Raw genomic sequence first — 19,249 nt, 5'->3', positions numbered from 1 at the left:
CGGCGCGCTCAAAGAAGCGCATCGGCGGCGCCAAAAAGCCGATTTTCAGTTGGTTTCAAACATGGAAGGGACACACAGATGAACAAGGTCTATCCCAGCGCGAAAGCCGCGCTCGAGGACATCGTCAAGGACGGGCAGACGTTCGCCGTCGGCGGTTTCGGGCTCTGCGGCATTCCCGAAGCGCTCATCGCGGCACTGCGCGACACGGGCGTGAAGGACATCACCTGCATCAGCAATAACGCGGGCGTCGACGGCTTCGGCCTCGGTCTGCTGCTCGAGACGCGCCAGATCAAGAAGATGATTTCGTCGTACGTCGGCGAAAACAAGGAGTTCGAGCGGCAGTATCTCGCCGGCGAACTCGAGCTCGAATTCACGCCGCAGGGCACGCTCGCCGAGAAGCTGCGCGCGGGCGGCGCGGGCATTCCGGCGTTCTTCACGAACACCGGTTTCGGCACCGTGATCGCCGATGGCAAGGAAACGCGCCAGTTCGGCGAGAACCACTACGTGCTCGAACATTCGCTGACCGCCGATGTCGCGCTCGTCAAAGCCTGGAAGGCCGACAAGTCCGGCAACCTGATCTATCGCCGCACGGCGCGCAACTTCAACCCGAATTGCGCGATGGCCGGCAAGATCACCGTCGCCGAAGTCGAAGAGATCGTCGAGACGGGCGAGCTGGATCCGGACCATATCCATACGCCTGGCATCTTCGTGCAACGCCTCGTGCTGAATGCGCACCCGGAAAAGCGCATCGAACAACGCATCGTCCGCGCGAAAGGAGAGTAATCATGGCTTGGACTCGTGACCAGATGGCCGCGCGTGCGGCGCAGGAACTGCAGGACGGCTTCTACGTGAACCTGGGCATCGGCTTGCCGACGCTCGTCGCCAATCACGTTCCGGACGGCATGGAAGTGTGGCTGCAATCGGAAAACGGCCTGCTCGGGATCGGCCCGTCGCCGTATGAAGACGAAGTCGACGCCGATCTCATCAACGCCGGCAAGCAGACCGTGACGACGCTGCCGGGCTCGTCGATCTTTTCGTCGGCGGATTCGTTCGCGATGATTCGCGGCGGCCACATCAATCTGGCGATCCTCGGCGCAATGCAGATCAGCAAGAAGGGCGATCTCGCGAACTGGATGATCCCCGGCAAGATGATCAAGGGCATGGGCGGCGCGATGGACCTCGTCGCCGGCGTGAAGCGCGTGGTCGTGCTGATGGAGCACGTCGCGAAGGGCGACCAGCACAAGATTCTCGAAGCGTGCACGCTGCCGCTGACGGGCGTGGGCGTCGTGAACCGCATCATCACGGATCTCGGCGTGATCGACGTCGTGAACGGCGGACTGAAGCTCGTCGAGCTGGCTGACGGCGTGACGGCCGAGGAAATCCAGAAGAAGACGGGCGCGCCGCTCGATGTCTCGAGCGTGAAGTAATTTCGGCGTGACACGAACGCCGCTTCGCGCGGCGTGAGCGCGAAACACGGGCGGGCGGAGCTTTCGAAGCTCCGCCCGCTTTGTTTTTGCGCGATCGGCCGCATCTGGGAGGCTTTGAACGGGGTCGTCCGTTCGGCCAACGTTCGCTCGGTCCGGCGTGATGCGCTTTACAATCGTTTTCGACACTTGCCACGAGGAATCCTCCATGACCGCATCCATCGTCGTCGAAGCAGTGCATTCCGATCTGAACGAACCGCGTCAGCGCTTCGTCCAATGCGCGAGCCCGGCGGGTCTGCATCGCATCGCCTATACGGAGTGGGGCGATCCGGGCAATCCGCGCGTGCTGCTCTGCGTGCACGGCCTGACGCGTTCCGGACGCGATTTCGACACGCTCGCGCGGGCTTTCGCGCACGAGTATCGCGTGGTGTGTCCGGACGTCGTCGGGCGCGGTCTGTCCGACTGGCTCGCCGATCCGCGCTACTACGGCGTGCCGCAATATGTCGCGGACATGGTCACGCTGATCGCGCGGCTGAACGTGGAGACGGTGGACTGGTTTGGCACGTCGATGGGCGGACTCATCGGCATGGCGCTCGGCGGGCTGCCGAACACGCCGATCAGGAAGATGCTGCTCAACGATGTCGGGCCGCATATCGAGCCGATCGCGCTGCAGCGCATCGGCGAGTATCTTGGCAAGCCGGCGCGCTTCGCGTCGCTCGATGAAGGCGTGCGTCATGCGGCGGCGCTGGCCTCGTCGTTCGGGCCGCTGACCGACGAAGAGTGGGCGAGCATCAACACGCCGCTTCTGCAAGAGCGGGACGGCGCGTGGGGCTTTCGCTACGATCCGGGCATCGCGACGCCTTTCACCTCGGCCACCGACGAGCAGAACGCAGCCGGCGAGGCATTTCTGTGGCGTTCGCTCGCGTCGATCAGGACGCCGGTGCTCGTCGTGCGCGGCGAGAGCTCGGATTTGCTGTCGCGCGAGACGGTCGCGCAAATGGTCGAAAAGGGCCACGCCGTGACGCGCGCCGAGATTCCGGGCGCGGGGCACGCGCCCGCGTTTCTTGTCGAGGATCAAATCGCCATTGCCAGGGGGTTCTTTCTCGGCGATGGCGGCAGCGGGGCATAATATTGGGTTGAGCGTCCGTCGCCAGTGCTCGTCTTTTCAACATCATCGATCAGGAACACACAATGGCAGTCATTCGTCATCACGTCGGCCCGCGCCTTTCCGAAACCGCGATCCACAACGGCACCGTGTATCTCGCCGGCCAGATCGCCGAGGACACGGAGCAGGACATCACCGGTCAGACGCGTGAAGTGCTCGGCCACATCGACCGCTTGCTCGAGGAAGCGAACAGCGACAAGTCGCATTTGCTCACGGTGCAGATCTACATCTCGGACATGATCCATTTCCCCGGCATGAACGCCGTGTGGGATTCGTGGGTCGCGGAAGGCAACACGCCGCCGCGCGCGACGGTCGAGTCGAAGCTGGCGAATCCGGCGTGCCTCGTCGAAATCGTCGTGATCGCGGCGCAGCGCAGCTGATTCGTTGCATCGCCTGACGTAACTGCATTGCCGGCATGACCGAGACCGCTATTCCTGCGCAAACGCTGCCCGAGCCGTCCATCGACGACGCGCTCGCGTTCGTGCGCGAGCACGCGAAGGACGCGCGCGTCTCGACCGGCGAACTGCTCTCGGACCACGCGGCGGGCACCGCGCGCATCATGCAGACGCTCAACGTCGATTCGCACGCGGTCGCCGCGGCGGCGCTCTTCGTGCTGGCGCCGCATCTCGACGATCCCGAGAAGGTGATCGCCGAGCGCTTCGGACCGGAAGTGCAGCGGCTCGTCGGCGACGTGCGCAAGCTCTTGCGGCTCGGCTCGGTCAGCTCGCGCGCGACGCTCGCGGAATTGCCCGAGAACACGCGCGATGCCCAAGCCGCGCGGCGCGCGCAGGTCGAGGCGCTGCGCAAGATGCTGCTCGCGTTCGCGCAGGACATTCGCGTCGTGCTGATCCGGCTCGCATCGCGCGTGCAGACGTTGCGCTATCACGCGGCCCACAAGATCGATCCCACGCCCGATGTGCCGCGCGAGACGCTCGAAATCTACGCGCCGCTCGCCAACCGGCTCGGCATCTGGCAACTGAAGTGGGAGCTCGAGGATCTCTCGTTCCGCTTCGAAGATCCGGTCACGTACAAGCGCATCGCCAAGCTGCTCGACGAGAAGCGCATCGAGCGCGAAAGCTATGTGACGGAGGCGATCGCGCGTCTGCAGAAGGAGCTCGACACCGCGCACATCAAGGCGGAAGTGAGCGGGCGGCCGAAGCACATCTACAGCATCTGGAAGAAGATGCGCGGCAAGCATCTCGACTTCTCCGAACTGAACGATGTGCGCGCGTTTCGCGTGATCGTCGGCGACATCAAGGATTGCTACACCGTGCTCGGCATTGTGCACAACCTGTGGCAGCCGGTGCCGCGCGAGTTCGACGACTACATCTCGCGTCCCAAACCCAACGGCTACATGTCGCTGCATACGGTCGTGATCGGCGACGACGGGCGCGCATTCGAAGTTCAGATCCGCACGCACGAGATGCATCAGTTCGCCGAGTACGGCGTGGCCGCGCACTGGCGTTACAAGGAAGCGGGCGCGCGCGGTTACGCGGGGCAGGTGACGGCGAGCGAGAAATACGACGAGAAGATTGCATGGCTGCGTCAGCTTCTCGCATGGAAGGACGACGTGGAAGGCGAGGGGCGCGGCGAACAACGCGGCTGGCAGCATCTGCGCGATGCCACCCTCGACGACGACCACATCTACGTGCTGACGCCGCAGGCCCGCGTGATCGCGCTGCCGCAGGGCGCGACGGCCGTCGATTTCGCGTATCACCTGCATAGCGAGCTTGGGCATCGCTGTCGCGGCGCGCGCGTCGACGGCGCGATGGTGCCGCTCAACACGCCGCTGCAGAACGGGCAGACGGTCGAGATCGTCGCGGTGAAAGAGGGCGGGCCGTCGCGCGACTGGCTCAATCCACAGCTCGGCTATCTGCAAAGCCCGCGCGCGCGGCAGAAAGTGCGCTCGTGGTTCCTGGCGGCGGACGCGGCGGAAAACATCGCGGCGGGACGGAGCCTGGTCGAAAAGACCTTGCAGCGCGAGGGGAAGACGTCGGTCAGTCTCGATCAGCTCGCGAGCAAGCTCGGCTTCAAGACGCCCGAGGATCTCTACGCGGTCGTCGCGAAGGAAGAGTTCAGTCTGCGCAACATCGAGCAGGCGCTCTCCGACACGCCGCCGCCCGAGCCCGAGCCGGAAGCGCCCGAGCAGTTCGAAAAGCGCAGCAGCGGACAGAGCGTCGCGCACGGTGCGTCGACGGGCGTGCTCGTCGTCGGCGTGGATGCACTGCTCACGCAACTCGCGCGCTGCTGCCGTCCGGCGCCGCCCGATCCGATCGCGGGTTTCGTCACGCGCGGCAAAGGCATGTCGGTCCATCGCACCGATTGCACGACGTTCAAGCGCATGGCCCAGCGTTCGCCCGAACGCGTGCTGCACACGACATGGTCCGCCGACGTGATGAACGGACGCGGCTCGTCGGTGTATCCGGTGGATCTCGCGGTGGAGTCGGCCGACCGGCAGGGTCTGCTGCGCGATATCTCCGAAGTGTTCGCGCGCGAGAAAATCAACGTGATCGGCGTGAAGAGCCAGAGCCGTCGGAATATCGCCTATATGCAGTTCACCGTGGAAGTATCGAGCGCCGCACAGATTCAGCGCGCGTGCACGCTGCTCGGAGAAGTGCAGGGCGTCATTCGCGCGTCGCGCCGCGCGTAGTCGGGGAGTGTTGAACGGATCGGCGAATATTTTCGATTTTTCTGAAGAAACCCACTTGCCAAGATCCGAAACGCTCCATATAATCTCACTTCTTTCAGGCTCGTAGCTCAGCTGGTTAGAGCACCACCTTGACATGGTGGGGGTCGTTGGTTCGAGTCCAATCGAGCCTACCAACGAAAACGAAATTCAGCGGACTTCAGTTCGCGGAGTTTCAAACCGCAAGAAGCGCACTGCGCAAAAGGCGAAAAGAAAATGGCACGTCGAACGTTGACCGAAACAACTTCGGAGCGACGCTAGTCGAGGACCATATTCGCCTTCTGCCAAATTGTTTCGCGGTATGTGTGAAAAGTGAATGCGGCCCCTCGATAGCGGGGCCGCATTTTTTTTGCCTTGCGATTTTCGAAAAGAAATCGCGCGGCAATGCTTAATCGAATCGCCCGGCATGCGCCGGCGTCTTGGAGAACGATATGGTTTCGGTACGTTTGCCTGATGGGTCGGTCCGACAATACGACCACCCGGTGACCGTCGCGGAAGTCGCGGCATCGATCGGCGCGGGCCTTGCCAAGGCGGCGCTCGCCGGCAAGCTCAACGGCGAACTCGTCGACACCTCGTTTCTGATCGACAAGGATTCGTCGCTCGCGATCGTCACCGACAAGGATCCCGAAGGCGTCGATGTCGTGCGCCACTCGACCGCGCACTTGCTGGCCTATGCGGTGAAGGATCTGTTCCCGCAAGCGCAGGTGACCATCGGACCGGTCATCGACAACGGCTTCTATTACGACTTCTCGTATAGCCGTCCTTTCACGCCCGAAGATCTCGAGAAGATCGAGAAGCGCATGCAGGAACTGGCGCAGAAGAACGAGCCGGTATCGCGCCGCGTCGTGTCGCGCAATGAGGCCGTCGAGTACTTCAAGAGCATCGGCGAGGCATATAAGGCCGAGATCATCGAATCGATTCCGGAAAGCGACGAGATCCGGCTGTATTCGCACGGCAATTTCATCGACCTGTGCCGCGGCCCGCACGTGCCGTCCACCGGCAAGCTGAAGGTTTTCAAGCTGATGAAAGTCGCGGGCGCCTACTGGCGCGGCGACTCGAAGAACGAGCAGCTTCAGCGCATCTACGGCACTGCCTGGACCAAAAAGGAAGACCAGGACCAGTACCTGCACATGCTGGAAGAAGCCGAGAAGCGCGATCACCGCAAGCTCGGCAAGCAGCTCGACCTGTTCCATCTGCAGGACGAAGCGCCGGGCATGGTCTTCTGGCATCCGAAGGGCTGGTCGCTGTGGCAGCAAGTCGAGCAGTACATGCGCCGCCGCGTGAACGAAGCCGGCTATCTCGAGATCAAGACCCCGATGGTCATGGATCGCTCGCTCTGGGAAGCGTCGGGCCACTGGCAGAATTATCGTGAAAACATGTTCACGACCGAGTCGGAAAAGCGCGACTACGCGATCAAGCCGATGAACTGCCCGGGTCATGTTCAAGTGTTCAATCATGGCCTGCGTTCGTACCGCGATCTGCCGCTGCGTTATGCCGAGTTCGGTTCGTGCCATCGCAACGAGCCGTCGGGCGCGCTGCACGGCCTGATGCGCGTGCGCGGCTTCGTTCAGGACGATGCGCATATCTTCTGTACCGAAGATCAGTTCATCGCGGAATCGATCGCGTTCAACACCCTCGCGATGAGCGTGTACAAGGATTTCGGCTTCGATCAGATCGACATCAAATTGTCGCTGCGTCCGGAGCAACGCGCCGGCACCGATGAAACGTGGGATCGCGCCGAGCAGGGCCTGCGCGAAGCGCTGACCGCGTGCGGTCTGAAGTGGGAAGAGCTCGCGGGCGAAGGCGCGTTCTACGGTCCGAAGATCGAGTACCACATCAAGGATGCGCTTGGCCGATCGTGGCAGTGCGGCACGCTCCAGCTCGACATGGTGCTGCCGGAGCGTCTCGGCGCGGAATACGTGGCGGAAGACAATAGCCGCCGCCGTCCGGTCATGCTTCACCGTGCAATCGTCGGATCAATGGAGCGTTTTCTCGGCATTTTGATCGAGCACCATGCCGGCGCCATGCCGCCCTGGCTCGCTCCGATCCAGGCCGTTGTGTTGAATATTGCTGAAAGTCAGGCGGAATATGCCGCAAATCTGGCTCAATCGTTGCAAAAACAAGGGCTTAGAGTGGAGTCCGATTTGCGCAACGAGAAGATTAGCTATAAAATACGCGAGCACACGCTGCAAAAGGTGCCGTATTTGCTGGTCGTCGGCGACAAAGAGCGTGATGCACAAACCGTGGCCGTGCGTGCTCGTGGCGGTGTCGACCTGGGTGTAATGCCAGTCGACGCATTCCTCGAACGTCTGCAGCAGGAAGTGCGGGCGTTCAAGTAAGTCACTCGCAGCGCGGCTTGTTTTTTCATTTTTAGAGGAAACGTAACATCGCTACTGATAAGTCGTCACATCGCATCAACGGTGAAATTACTGCGCCGGAAGTGCGTTTGGTCGGAGTGGACAACGAGCCGCTCGGAATCGTGAAACTGGCCGAGGCGTTCCGTCAATCGGAGCAACTCGACGTGGATCTCGTCGAAATCGCGCCGCAGGCGTCACCGCCTGTCTGCCGTTTGATGGATTACGGCAAGTTCAAGTATTCGGAAGCGAAGAAGCAACACGAGGCGAAGCTCAAGCAGAAGATCGTGCAGGTGAAGGAAGTCAAATTCCGCCCCGGCACGGACGACGGTGACTACAACGTCAAACTGCGCAACCTCACTCGCTTCCTCGAAGACGGCGACAAGACGAAAATCACGTTGCGTTTCCGCGGTCGCGAAATGGCGCACCAGGAAATCGGCATGCGCATGCTCGAACGTCTGAAGACGGATCTGGACGAATACGGTCAGGTCGAGCAGATGCCGAAGATGGAAGGGCGTCAGATGATCATGGTGCTTGCCCCGAAGAAGAAGGCCAAGTAACCGAAAGCAGTAAGGTAATGGATCGCGCGCCGTCGAAAGGCGGTCGGCGCGGCATTGCCGGCAGGTTCAGGCGGGCGTCACTCCGGTGGCGCCGGTCATGAAAGGCGGCGGTTCTTCACCGAGCCGCTCGCACACAAGTGGAGCGTGGGTTTCGAAGGGCGGGAAGGGGTTCGCAGGCAGTATCGGCGGATCAGCCGCACACCCATGACCATCTAATAAACTGGAGTTGTTTCATGCCGAAGATGAAGACCAAGAAGAGTGCTGCAAAGCGCTTCGTGGTGCGTCCGGGCGGTACCGTCAAGCGCGGTCAGGCCTTCAAGCGCCACATTCTTACCAAGAAAACCACCAAGAACAAACGCCATCTGCGTGGCGCCACGGCCGTTCATGATTCCGATCTGAACTCCGTCCGCGCGATGCTGCCGTTCGCTTAACCTCAACTGACACTCCAAGGAGAGCAAGATGCCTCGAGTAAAACGTGGGGTTACCGCACGGGCCCGTCACAAGAAGATCATCCGTCTGGCCAAGGGTTACCGCGGCCGTCGCAATAACGTCTATCGCATCGCCAAGCAGGCGGTCATGCGCGCAGGCCAGTACGCCTACCGCGATCGCCGCAACAAGAAGCGTGTGTTCCGCGCACTGTGGATCACGCGTATCAACGCGGCGGTGCGTCAGCACGACATGACCTACAGCGTGTTCATCAACGGCCTGAAGAAGGCTTCGATCGAACTCGACCGTAAGGTTCTGGCTGACATGGCTGTGTTCGACAAGGCTGCTTTTGCTGCGATCGTGAAGCAGGTGAAAGCCGCCGTTGCAGCCTAATTGCGAAATTAGTACTGCGTGGTTCGCCTGAACGTCGTCCTTCACAGGGCGGCGCGAAGGCAGAAAACGGGGCTCTCACCGAGCCCCGTTTTTGTTGGTCGGACGGTTTTGCTTATCCACGCCATCGGCATGCGCGTAGGACGGCGTGGATGAGCAAAACCGAACCTAAGTTTGAATTTCGACGTTAAAAGATGGGATCAATGGATCTGGACCAGATTGTCGCCGACGCGAAAAGCGCCTTTGAACACGCCACCGATACCACCACGCTCGAAAACGAGAAGGCGCGGTTCCTTGGCAAGTCCGGTGCGCTGACCGAATTGCTGAAGGGCTTGGGCAAGCTCGATCCGGAAGCGAAGAAGACCGAAGGCGCACGCATCAATCAGGCGAAGCAGCAAGTCGAAGCCGCGCTGAACGCGCGCCGTCAGGCGCTCGCCGATGCGCTGCTGAACCAGCGGCTTGCGGCGGAAGCCATCGACGTCACGCTGCCCGGCCGCGGCGCGGGCGCGGGCACGCTGCATCCGGTGATGCGCACGTGGGAGCGCGTCGAACAGGTGTTTCGCACGATCGGCTTCGACGTGGCCGACGGTCCCGAGATCGAAACCGACTGGTACAACTTCACCGCGTTGAACAGCCCGGAGAACCATCCGGCGCGTTCGATGCAGGACACGTTCTACGTCGACGGCAAGGACGCCGATGGCCGTCCGCTGCTTCTTCGCACGCACACGAGCCCGATGCAGGTACGCTACGCGCGCATGAACAAGCCGCCGATCAAGGTGATCGTGCCGGGCCGCACGTATCGCGTGGACAGCGACGCCACCCATTCGCCGATGTTCAACCAGGTCGAAGGCCTGTGGATCGAAGAGAACATCAGCTTCGCGGATCTGAAGGGCGTCTACACCGATTTTCTGAAGAAGTTTTTCGAGCGCGACGACATTCTCGTGCGCTTCCGTCCATCGTATTTTCCGTTCACGGAGCCTTCCGCCGAGATCGACATGATGTTCGAACACGGCAAGAACGCGGGCAAATGGCTGGAAATCTCCGGCTCGGGTCAGGTGCATCCGACCGTTATCCGCAACATGGGGCTGGACCCGGAGCGCTACATCGGTTTCGCGTTCGGCAGCGGTCTCGAGCGCCTGACCATGTTGCGCTATGGCGTGCAGGACCTGCGTCTGTTCTTCGAGAACGATCTGCGTTTCCTGCGTCAGTTCGCGTAAAGCACACTGCGCCCGCGGCGATCGCTGCTCGAGAAGCGGCGATCGAGAGACTCCAAATATTTCGAACGTAGACACACATGCAATTCCCAGAATCCTGGCTCCGCAGTTTCGTCGATCCCAAGCTCTCCACCGACGAACTCGCGCACGCGCTGACCATGGCCGGTCTCGAAGTCGAAGACCTGCGTCCGGTCGCGCCGCCGACCACGAATATCGTCGTGGGCCAAGTGCTCGAAGTCGCCAAGCATCCGAATGCCGACAAGCTCAACGTCTGTCAGGTCGATGCCGGCACGGGCGAGCAACTGAACATCGTGTGCGGCGCGCCGAACGTGGCGCCGGGCATCAAGGTGCCGGTCGCGCTGATCGGCGCCGTGTTGCCGCCGGCCGAAACGGGCGGCGAGCCGTTCGCGATCAAGCCGACCAAGCTGCGCGGCGTCGACAGTCAGGGCATGCTGTGCTCGGCGCGCGAGCTCAAGCTGTCGGAAGATCACAGCGGTCTGCTGATCCTGCCCGTCGATGCGAAGGTCGGCCAGGACATCCGCGAGGCGCTCAATCTCGACGACACCGTCTTCGAGATCAAGCTCACGCCGAACAAGGCGGATTGCCTGTCCGTGTTCGGCGTCGCGCGCGAGACCGCCGCGATCACCGGCGCGCCGTTGAAGGCGCTCGACATGCCCGCCGTCGAGACGAAGCTCGACGAAAAGCTGCCCGTGAAAATCATGGCGCCCGATCTGTGCGGACGTTTCTCCGGCCGCGTGATTCGCGGCGTGAACGCGCACGCCAAGACGCCGCAATGGATGGTCGAGCGCCTCGAACGCTCGGGCCAGCGCAGCATCTCGGCGCTCGTCGACATCTCCAACTACGTGATGCTCGAACTCGGCCGTCCGTCGCACGTGTTCGATCTCGACAAGATCCACGGCGCGATGGAAGTGCGCTGGGGCAAGAAGGGCGAATCGCTCAAACTGCTGAACGGCAACACCATCGAGGTCGATGAAACCGTCGGCGTGATCGCGGACGATCACCATCTCGAAAGTCTCGCGGGCATCATGGGCGGCGACAGCACCGCCGTGTCGCTCGACACGACCAACATCTATCTCGAAGCCGCATTCTGGTGGCCGGACGCGATCCGCGGCCGCGCGCGCAAGTACAACTTCTCGACGGATGCAGCGCATCGTTTCGAGCGCGGCGTCGATTACTCGACGACCGTCGAGCACATCGAGCGCATCTCGCGCCTGATTCTCGATATCTGCGGCGGCGAGGCCGGTCCCGTCGACGATCAGATCGTCAACGTGCCCGAGCGCAATCCGGTGTCGATGCGCGTGTCGCGCGCGCATCGCATCATCGGCGTGGAGATCGGCGCGGAAGAGATCGCACAAATTTTCACGCGCCTGAACCTCGCGTTCGAGCGCGACGGCGATACCTTCAGGGTCACGCCGCCGCCGTATCGCTTCGATATCGAGATCGAAGAAGATCTGATCGAGGAAGTCGCGCGCATCTACGGTTTCGAGAAGATTCCGGCGCGTCCGCCGGTCGCGCGCAGCGAGATGCGCATCACGAACGAAACGAAGCGCTCGATCCACACGCTGCGTCATGAAGTCGCCGCGCGCGATTACTCGGAGACGGTGAACTTCAGCTTCGTCGATGCCGAATGGGAGAAGGACTTCGCCGGCAACGACAACCCGATCAAGCTGCTGAACCCGATCGCGAGCCAGCTCTCGGTCATGCGCACGACGATGTTCGGCAGCCTGATCGAAGTGCTGCGTCATAACCTGAACCGCCGCGCGGACCGCGTGCGCGTGTTCGAAGCGGGACGCGTGTTCCATCGCGATGTAGCGGTGAAAGCGGGCGAACTCGCGGTCGAAGGCTTCGCGCAGCCGAAGATGATCGGCGGCCTCGCGTATGGTCCGGTGATCGAGGAGCAGTGGGGCGTGGCCTCGCGCAACGTCGACTTCTTCGACGTGAAGGGCGATGTCGAAGCGCTGTTCGCGCCGGTCGTGCCGCGCTTCGTGAAGGCGGAGCATCCGGCGCTGCATCCGGGACGCAGCGCGCGCATCGAAGTGGCGGGGCGTGCGGTCGGCTGGATCGGCGAATTGCATCCGCGCTGGCTGCAAAAGTACGACCTGCCGAACGCGCCGATCCTCTTCGAAATCGACGCCGACGCGCTGATGGATCGCGCCTTGCCGACGCCATCCGAAGTGTCGAAATTTCCGCCCGTGCGTCGCGATATCGCGATTGTCGTGGATCAAGACGTCGCCGTTCAGGCGCTGCTCGACGAGCTCGAAAGCGCCCGTTCGGAGGCCGCTTGCAAGCACGTCACGAGGGTTGCGCTTTTCGATGAATTTCGTCCAAAATCAAATACTTCCGGTGGCTTGGGAGAGCATGAGAAAAGTCTTGCCTTCCGTGTAACGTTGCAAGATACTGGCGGCACGCTTCAGGACGAAACGGTCGATACGGCTATCAAAACGCTGGTGGATCGCCTGGCTCGAGTACACGGCGCGCGGTTGCGCGGATAGCCTGCAGTTGGCCCTTTCCGTTTCAACGCCCAGGTCTCAAAAGTGGCAAGCGCCGTTTTACCGATATGAACCAAATGAACTCGAGTGATTTCGAAGCCCTTCTTTCGGCGCAGCGTAGCGCCATGACCCGAGATACCCAGACCTCGAGCACGCCCGGCGACACGCCGACGCTCACCAAAGCCGAACTGGCGGAAATGCTGTTCGACCATGTCGGTCTGAACAAGCGCGAAGCCAAGGACATGGTCGAAGCCTTCTTCGAAGTCATCCGCGATGCGCTGGAGAGCGGCGAGAGCGTCAAGCTCTCCGGCTTCGGCAATTTCCAGTTGCGCGACAAGCCTCAACGTCCGGGCCGCAATCCGAAGACGGGCGAGGCGATTCCTATCGCCGCGCGGCGGGTCGTCACGTTTCACGCAAGTCAGAAGCTGAAGGCACTGGTCGAAACGGGAGCGGAGACCGATCTCACCCGCTGATCTCCCGGCGGCGTGCGCATGAATCGCGCGCCGCGCTGCTCGACCACCGCGCTTCAATCGACATCACTTATAACGATGGTTGATCGACGATGGAAAAAGTCGTCTTGCCTCCGATCCCCGCCAAGCGTTACTTCACGATTGGCGAAGTCAGCGAGTTGTGCGGCGTCAAGCCTCACGTGCTGCGCTATTGGGAGCAGGAGTTCACGCAACTGCGGCCGGTCAAGCGGCGGGGCAATCGCCGCTATTATCAGCATCACGAAGTCCTGCTGATCCGGCGGATTCGCGAGTTGCTGTACGAGCAGGGCTTCACGATCAACGGCGCGCGTAACCGGCTCGATTCGCAAGGCCGCGCAATCGACGAGGACACGGAGACTGCCGAGACGCAAGCTTCTGCACCGGCGCAAGCAAGTGTCGATGTCGATCAGCTACGCAAGGATATTCTTCAGGTGATCGATCTGCTGGGCGGTTGACCGCCGCCGGATTCAAATCTCAATGCCGCGATTCGTCGCGGCTTTTTTTCGTCCCGCCCACGCGCTGCACGACATTCGCGACGGCGGTAGCATGGTCGCTTCGCGGTTTCATCACGTCGATTCAGGAGGGCTTATGCGAGTGTTGCTCGTTGGCGCAACTGGCATGTTGGGCACGGAGATCAAACGGATTCTGGAACCCGGGCACGAAGTGATCACCGCGAGCCGCAAGGGCTCGGATGTATCGGTGGATTTGTCGGACAAGGCGAGCATCGTCGCGATGTACGAGAAGGTCGGAAAGGTCGGCGCTGTGGTGTGTGTCGGCGGCGCGGCGAAGTTTGCGCCGCTCGATTCACTCGCCGACGACGACTATGCCTTCAGCCTCGCGAACAAGCTCATGGGGCAGGTGAATCTCGTGCGCTGCGGCATCGGTCATGTGGACGAAGGCGGCTCCATCACGCTGACGAGCGGCACGCTCGCTCAACAGCCGATGGTCGGCAGCGGCGCAGTGAGCATCGTCAACGCAGGCGTGGAAGGCTTCGTTCGCGTCGCGGCGCTCGAACTGCAAGGCAAGCTTCGCGTGAACGTCGTGAGTCCGGGCTGGGTCGCGGAGACGCTTGCTTCGATGGGCAAGGATGCATCGCAAGGCATTGCCGCTGCGGATGTCGCGAAAGTCTACAAGCGCGCCGTCGACGAAACGATGACCGGCCAGACGCTGCCCGCCGCTAAGACTTGACGCCGACGCGAAAGCGCTTTTTCGGACCGGCTGCCTGCGAGGGCGGCAGCTTGGTCTTGACCGACCAATAGACGATGCTCGGCCCGACGCCCCAAGGCGGATAGATGCGCCAGTCATCGACGCCATGATGGAAGAAATAAAGCGCGAAGCATCGACCTGGCTTGGTGGCGCTCACGGAGATATAGCGGCTGCCGCCGGGATAGATGCGCCCGAAGCGCGTGACGCGCGCGCGGCTTCCCGAATCGAACCATCTCGCGATTTCCGCGCGCAGGGCGGAACAGGTTCGACCGGATCGGGTGCGCCGCTCCTGCGCGGACGCTGGGACAGACAAAGGCATGGGGCGCCGTTCCTTATGTGTCACCTTAAGATTAGGGCTTAAGGCACTGACACACAAGCGTTTTTTTCGCCTTAACGTCTGAATAAACGATGTGGCGCTACGGTTTTGCTGCGCGAATCGTCCAAGACGGACGACGTCAGTAGCTCATGCCCATCATGGCGGTCGTGCCGCTCAGGGCTTCTTCCTCGGCGCGGGCCTTGAGCATGGCATCGGCGAGACGGTAGTAGAGTTGCGCGCGTTCCTGAAGAAATGCGGGCGGCGCGTCGTTGGAAAGTTTTTCGTCGGCCATGTCGCCCGCCAGTGCCTGGCCTGCGAAGTAGTCGCGTAGCGACATGCCGTAGTTGCTATTGCCAGGGAACGCGCGCGGGTTGTTGAGCTTGTTGTATGCCATCGTTGTTGCTCGTGTCGATCGATACGGCGACCCTGGATGGGCCAAAGAAAAAAGGCTCTCCGGCCATAAGCCGGAGAGCCTTGTATTTCTGGTCGGGGCGAGAGGATTTGAACCTCCGACCACCTGCACCCCATGCAGGTACGCTACCAGGCTGCGCTACGCCCCGAAAGAGCGAAAGTATATCAGAGAGAAACGAATAGTAGAACTGCTTCGAACAATTTCGCTGTTGCACTTACCAAATTCACTCGCCGAAGCGTCATAGCGTCAACTCCGACTGAGTGTACGGCGAGGTTTGAATCTTCACGGCGTCGCCCCGTTCCGTCGATGTCCGGTCACTATCGAGCGCGCGTGCGAAGCGCTGACGCCTGCGGAACCTGAACGCCAGCAGCAGGGAAATCGCGCATGGAATGAGATACGCGAAAATGCGCTCGCTCCATGCCGTCCTCGATCCGAAATTGTCGTATGGGCTGCGCGTGTCGAAGCCCGCGGACGCGAAGATCATCGTCAAGGTGAAGTCGAGCAGCATGGCCGAAAGGCACAGCGCCAGGAAGATCAGCGCGCCGTTCCACTTCAGGCTGCCGTCGCGCGCATTCAACGCGTGGCAGACAAAGAGCATGACGCCCAGCAAGGTCAGAATGAAGGCCAGGGGAAGCCAGGGAAAATCCATTTCGCGCATGCCTCGCGTGCAGGTGACAGGGACGATCCCGGTGGCGCGCGAAATGTGACTTTTTGCCGCATCTGACGCGCCCGATCCGGAAACGAGCGCGATCATTACACGCAAGTTTCGATGCAAAAATAAGAGTAATCCTAATCATGTCGGCCGATCGGCCAGGGACTCCGACAGGAAATCGATGAAGGTCCGAACCTTCGTCGTCATGTATTTTCGGCTCGTGTACACGGCGTAGACCGATGGGGAAAACGCCGTATAACTCGGCAGCACGCGCACGAGCGAGCCCGACGCCAGTTCCGGCTCGACGATCCACGCCGGGAAGTACGCGAGTCCGAGCCCGGCGCGCACGAGTTGCAGCGCCATCGACGTATCGTTGGTCTTGAGCACGGCCTGATTCTTCACGGTGAACGCGCCGTCCGGCCCGGTCAGCGTCACGGAGTCGATGTTGGTGTACGTCGGCAAGACGAAGCGATGACGCGCGACATCGTCCGGATGGCGCAGCTTGCCGTGTTCTTCGAGATACGCGCGCGAGCCCGCGAGCACGAAAGGCATCTTGCACAAGGGCCGCACGATCAGCGAGGGCGACGGCTCCGAGGTCGCGCGTATCGCCATGTCGTAGCCTTCCTCGACGAGATCGACGAAGCGATTCTCCAGCCGCAGATCGACGAGCACGCCCGGATAGCGCGCCTGATACGCGACGAGCAGATCTGCGAACTTGCGATTGGCGAACCAGCCCGGCGCCGTGACCTTGAGCACGCCTTGCGGCTGCGCCGTCTGCACGCCGACGGCGGCCTGCGCGGCCTGAAGGATATCGAGCGCCTCGCTGCACTGCTCGTAGTACACGTTGCCGGCCTCCGTGAGACTCAGGTGGCGCGTCGTGCGGTTCAGGAGGCGCACGCCCAGATGGCGTTCCAGATTGGCGACGTGCTTGCTCGTCATCGCGGTCGATATGTCGAGCCGTTCCGCGGCCTTCACGAAGCTTCCTGCTTCGACGACTTCGCGGAATACGCGCAAGCTGGTCAGAGCGTCCATCGATCATTTCCTGCTGGGAAACAAAACGCTAATGTTAACCGGATTTATCGACGGGCGATGTCTGCCTAAACTTCAGGCAATCCATCTTCGAAGGAGTCTTGCGATGTCCACGACCCAAACTCGTCCGCTCACGGCCAGCGTGCCCGCGCTCGCCGGCTACGCGCACGCGCTGCTGCGCATCGTCGCTTCGTATCTGCTGCTTACGCACGCGAGCGCGAAGCTGTTCCACGTTCCGCACATCGCGATGTTCGATGGCTTGCCGCTTTTCTCGCTGCTCGGCGTGGCGGGCATCATCGAACTGATCGGCGGCGTGCTCGTGCTGATCGGCCTGTTCACGCGCGCGGCGGCGTTCGTGCTGTCGGGCGAACTGGCGTTCGCGTATTTCATCGGACATGCGCCGAACGGGCACTTCTTCCTGCCGCTGCTGAATCAGGGCGAGCCGGCCGTGCTGCTGTCGTTCATCTTTCTGTTCATCGCGGCGGCGGGGCCGGGCGCGTGGAGCATCGACAAGCGGCGTTGATGTCTACTTGGGCCACTCGTCGAGCTCGTCGTTGAAGAGCGACGCGACGATGCCGCGCAGCCACATCGTGCGCGCATCGTTGTGAAACTTGCGATGCCAGTGCTGCTTCAGATCGAAGCGCGGCAACGGCAGCGGCGGCTCGGCGAGCGTGATCGACGCATGCTCGGCGACATACGCGAAGCCGATCGCATGCGGCACCGTCGCGATGAGATCGGTGCGCGACAGGATGAACGGCAAGCTCATGAAGTGCGGAGTCTCCAGCACCGCGCGCCGCCGCACGCGCTCCTTGTCCAGATAGTTCTCCAGCACCTCCTGACTGCGGCCTTCGGCGCGCACGACCGCGTGGCCGCACGCCATGAAGCGCTCGAGCGTGAGCGGCTGATTCGCGAACGGATGATCGCGGCGCATCAGGCAGATGAAGCGATGCGAGAAGAGCCGCTGCTGAAAAAAGTTGTTGCCGCGCAAGTCCGGAAAATATCCGACGGCCAGATCGATGTCGCCCGCTTCGAGCCCACGCTCGACATCGCCGTGCGACGCCGACACCGAGCGCAGATTCGCGTTCGGCGCCTCTTTCGCGAAGGCCTGCAGAAGCCGCGGCAGAAACACGATCTCGCCGACATCGGACAGTGCGATCGAAAACGTCTCGGTGCTCGCGGACGGATCGAAATGCTGCCGGTCCAGCAAGCCGCGCTCGATGCGTGCCAGCGCCTCGCGCGCCGCAGGCACGAGCGCGATGGTGCGCGGCGTCGGCTCCATGCCGCGCGAGGTGCGCACGAAAAGCGGATCGTTGAAGTATTCGCGCAGCCGCGCGAGCGCCGTCGACACGCGCGGCTGGCTCACGCCGAGCCGTTCGGCGGCGCGGCTCACGTTGCGTGTTTCCTCGATGGCGACGAGGTACGGAATCAGGTTGAGATCGAGATCGGTCATCACCGGGCTGCCTCCTCGCGCGTCGATGCGGCGTCGGTGCGGATCACCCGCGCCGCGCGACCATGTCCGACACGCGCTGCGCCGCGTCCTGCAGCGGTTCGAGATACGCCTTCACCATCTGCTTCGCGCTCTTGCGCTGCGCATTGCCGCTGATGTTCAGCGCCGCGATCACGCGGCCTTGCCGGTCGCGGATCGGCGCGGACATCGAAATCAGTCCTTCCTCCAGTTCCTGATCGACGATGGCCCAGCCCTGACGGCGCACCGCCGCGATGGCTTCCTTCAGCGCGTGCTTGTCGATGATCGTGCGCGGCGTGCGTGCGACGAGCGAACTCGCATCGAGCGCTTCGTCGAGGCGCGCATCGTCGAGGGCGGCGAGAAGCACGCGGCCCATCGACGTGCAGAACGCGGGCAAACGGCTGCCGATCGACAGATTCTGCGTGATGATCTTGTGCGTCGGCACGCGCAGCACGTAGACGATCTCCGCGCCGTTCAGCACGGCCGCCGAGCAGCTTTCGTGCACCTGCTCGACGAGGTCTTCCATCACCGGTTCGGCGAGGTTCCAGAAGGGCATCGACGTCAGATACGCGAAGCCGAGATCGAGGATCTTCGGCGTCAGTTGAAAGAGACGTCCGTCCGCTTCCACATAACCGAGCGCCTGCAGCGTCAGAAGAATGCGGCGGGCGCCCGCGCGCGTGAGGCCGGTGGCCGCGGCGACATCGGTGAGTGTCTGGGCGGGGCGGTTCGCATCGAACGAGCGGATGACGGCGAGGCCGCGCGCGAACGACTGCACGTAGGCATCGCCGGGACGCGATTGCGCGTCTTGCGGCTCGGCATCCGGATTGAGCGTGGCTGAATTCTTCATAAGACCCGTGATGAAAGCGCGAATCAGCGGTCGAACCGGAGTCGGACTCCGTGAAAACCCGCAGTCTGCACTTGCTTCGTTGACACGACAACGAATGCAGGACTA

At 62.1% G+C, this 19,249-nt stretch carries 21 protein-coding genes and 2 tRNA genes; 16 read left to right on the top strand and 7 right to left on the bottom strand.

Going from position 1 to position 19,249, the window contains the following annotated elements:
• Positions 1 to 78: 78 nt before the first annotated feature.
• The 15 genes from AWB76_RS13230 to AWB76_RS13160 all read left to right on the top strand — a co-directional run bounded on the left by AWB76_RS13230 (position 79) and on the right by AWB76_RS13160 (position 14,405).
• On the top strand, positions 79 to 783 hold the full coding sequence (locus tag AWB76_RS13230) for a CoA transferase subunit A (RefSeq protein WP_061160566.1): 705 nt from the start codon (positions 79 to 81) through the stop codon (positions 781 to 783).
• 2 nt (positions 784 to 785) lie between these two features.
• A complete protein-coding gene (locus AWB76_RS13225; protein ID WP_061160565.1) occupies positions 786 to 1,427 on the top strand; it encodes a CoA transferase subunit B in 642 nt (213 codons plus the stop codon).
• A gap of 205 nt (positions 1,428 to 1,632) precedes the next feature.
• On the top strand, positions 1,633 to 2,553 hold the full coding sequence (locus tag AWB76_RS13220) for an alpha/beta fold hydrolase (RefSeq protein WP_061160564.1): 921 nt from the start codon (positions 1,633 to 1,635) through the stop codon (positions 2,551 to 2,553).
• A 62-nt stretch (positions 2,554 to 2,615) separates the two neighbouring features.
• Positions 2,616 to 2,969: a RidA family protein gene (locus AWB76_RS13215; protein WP_061160563.1), complete on the top strand. Its 354-nt coding sequence runs from the start codon at positions 2,616 to 2,618 to the stop codon at positions 2,967 to 2,969.
• 35 nt (positions 2,970 to 3,004) lie between these two features.
• On the top strand, positions 3,005 to 5,239 hold the full coding sequence (locus tag AWB76_RS13210; RefSeq protein WP_061160562.1) for a RelA/SpoT family protein: 2,235 nt from the start codon (positions 3,005 to 3,007) through the stop codon (positions 5,237 to 5,239).
• Between the two features lie 96 nt (positions 5,240 to 5,335).
• A tRNA-Val gene (locus tag AWB76_RS13205) sits at positions 5,336 to 5,412 on the top strand.
• Positions 5,413 to 5,706: 294 nt separating this feature from the next.
• Positions 5,707 to 7,614, top strand: coding sequence for a threonine--tRNA ligase (thrS, locus tag AWB76_RS13200; RefSeq protein ID WP_061160561.1), 1,908 nt, complete (start codon positions 5,707 to 5,709; stop codon positions 7,612 to 7,614).
• 47 nt (positions 7,615 to 7,661) lie between these two features.
• Positions 7,662 to 8,189 (top strand): translation initiation factor IF-3, encoded by a 528-nt coding sequence (gene infC / locus AWB76_RS13195; RefSeq protein WP_074171343.1) that lies wholly within the window; start codon positions 7,662 to 7,664, stop codon positions 8,187 to 8,189.
• Positions 8,190 to 8,422: 233 nt separating this feature from the next.
• Positions 8,423 to 8,620 (top strand): 50S ribosomal protein L35, encoded by a 198-nt coding sequence (gene rpmI, locus AWB76_RS13190; protein WP_004191477.1) that lies wholly within the window; start codon positions 8,423 to 8,425, stop codon positions 8,618 to 8,620.
• A gap of 28 nt (positions 8,621 to 8,648) precedes the next feature.
• Positions 8,649 to 9,008, top strand: a complete 360-nt coding sequence (gene rplT / locus AWB76_RS13185) for a 50S ribosomal protein L20 (RefSeq protein WP_008350196.1) — start codon at positions 8,649 to 8,651, stop codon at positions 9,006 to 9,008.
• 200 nt (positions 9,009 to 9,208) lie between these two features.
• The gene (gene pheS, locus AWB76_RS13180) at positions 9,209 to 10,222 is read left to right on the top strand and encodes a phenylalanine--tRNA ligase subunit alpha (RefSeq protein WP_061160560.1); all 1,014 of its coding nucleotides are present in this window, start codon (positions 9,209 to 9,211) and stop codon (positions 10,220 to 10,222) included.
• 77 nt (positions 10,223 to 10,299) lie between these two features.
• Positions 10,300 to 12,732, top strand: a complete 2,433-nt coding sequence (pheT, locus tag AWB76_RS13175; protein ID WP_061160559.1) for a phenylalanine--tRNA ligase subunit beta — start codon at positions 10,300 to 10,302, stop codon at positions 12,730 to 12,732.
• 65 nt (positions 12,733 to 12,797) lie between these two features.
• A complete protein-coding gene (locus tag AWB76_RS13170; RefSeq protein ID WP_074171342.1) occupies positions 12,798 to 13,202 on the top strand; it encodes an integration host factor subunit alpha in 405 nt (134 codons plus the stop codon).
• A gap of 89 nt (positions 13,203 to 13,291) precedes the next feature.
• The gene (locus AWB76_RS13165; RefSeq protein ID WP_061160557.1) at positions 13,292 to 13,672 is read left to right on the top strand and encodes a MerR family transcriptional regulator; all 381 of its coding nucleotides are present in this window, start codon (positions 13,292 to 13,294) and stop codon (positions 13,670 to 13,672) included.
• Positions 13,673 to 13,805: 133 nt separating this feature from the next.
• Positions 13,806 to 14,405 carry a short chain dehydrogenase gene (locus AWB76_RS13160; RefSeq protein WP_061160556.1) on the top strand — a complete coding sequence of 200 codons (600 nt, stop codon included), beginning with the start codon at positions 13,806 to 13,808 and terminating at the stop codon, positions 14,403 to 14,405.
• Here AWB76_RS13160 and AWB76_RS13155 read toward each other — a convergent pair.
• From AWB76_RS13155 to AWB76_RS13135, 5 genes are all read right to left on the bottom strand, one after another.
• A complete protein-coding gene (locus AWB76_RS13155; protein WP_061160555.1) occupies positions 14,395 to 14,742 on the bottom strand; it encodes a hypothetical protein in 348 nt (115 codons plus the stop codon). The genes AWB76_RS13160 and AWB76_RS13155 overlap by 11 nt on opposite strands.
• Before the next feature lie 136 nt (positions 14,743 to 14,878).
• Positions 14,879 to 15,133, bottom strand: coding sequence for a hypothetical protein (locus AWB76_RS13150; protein WP_061160554.1), 255 nt, complete (start codon positions 15,131 to 15,133; stop codon positions 14,879 to 14,881).
• Positions 15,134 to 15,222: 89 nt separating this feature from the next.
• Positions 15,223 to 15,299: transfer RNA gene (locus AWB76_RS13145), tRNA-Pro, on the bottom strand.
• A 90-nt stretch (positions 15,300 to 15,389) separates the two neighbouring features.
• Positions 15,390 to 15,800, bottom strand: coding sequence for a hypothetical protein (locus tag AWB76_RS13140; RefSeq protein WP_061160658.1), 411 nt, complete (start codon positions 15,798 to 15,800; stop codon positions 15,390 to 15,392).
• 144 nt (positions 15,801 to 15,944) lie between these two features.
• A complete protein-coding gene (locus AWB76_RS13135) occupies positions 15,945 to 16,835 on the bottom strand; it encodes a LysR family transcriptional regulator (RefSeq protein ID WP_061160553.1) in 891 nt (296 codons plus the stop codon).
• 103 nt (positions 16,836 to 16,938) lie between these two features.
• Here AWB76_RS13135 and AWB76_RS13130 point away from each other — a divergent pair, with 103 nt between their 5' ends.
• A complete protein-coding gene (locus AWB76_RS13130; protein ID WP_061160552.1) occupies positions 16,939 to 17,355 on the top strand; it encodes a DoxX family protein in 417 nt (138 codons plus the stop codon).
• A gap of 3 nt (positions 17,356 to 17,358) precedes the next feature.
• On the opposite strand, the gene AWB76_RS13125 is transcribed toward AWB76_RS13130, so the two are convergent.
• Positions 17,359 to 18,282, bottom strand: coding sequence for a LysR family transcriptional regulator (locus tag AWB76_RS13125; RefSeq protein WP_061160551.1), 924 nt, complete (start codon positions 18,280 to 18,282; stop codon positions 17,359 to 17,361).
• A 43-nt stretch (positions 18,283 to 18,325) separates the two neighbouring features.
• On the bottom strand, positions 18,326 to 19,144 hold the full coding sequence (locus AWB76_RS13120) for an IclR family transcriptional regulator (protein WP_061160550.1): 819 nt from the start codon (positions 19,142 to 19,144) through the stop codon (positions 18,326 to 18,328).
• Positions 19,145 to 19,249: the final 105 nt, after the last annotated feature.

The sequence above is a fragment of the Caballeronia temeraria genome, from assembly GCF_001544795.2.
Taxonomy (GTDB): Bacteria; Pseudomonadota; Gammaproteobacteria; order Burkholderiales; family Burkholderiaceae; genus Caballeronia; species Caballeronia temeraria.
This window is presented reverse-complemented; position numbering and strand designations above follow the sequence as displayed.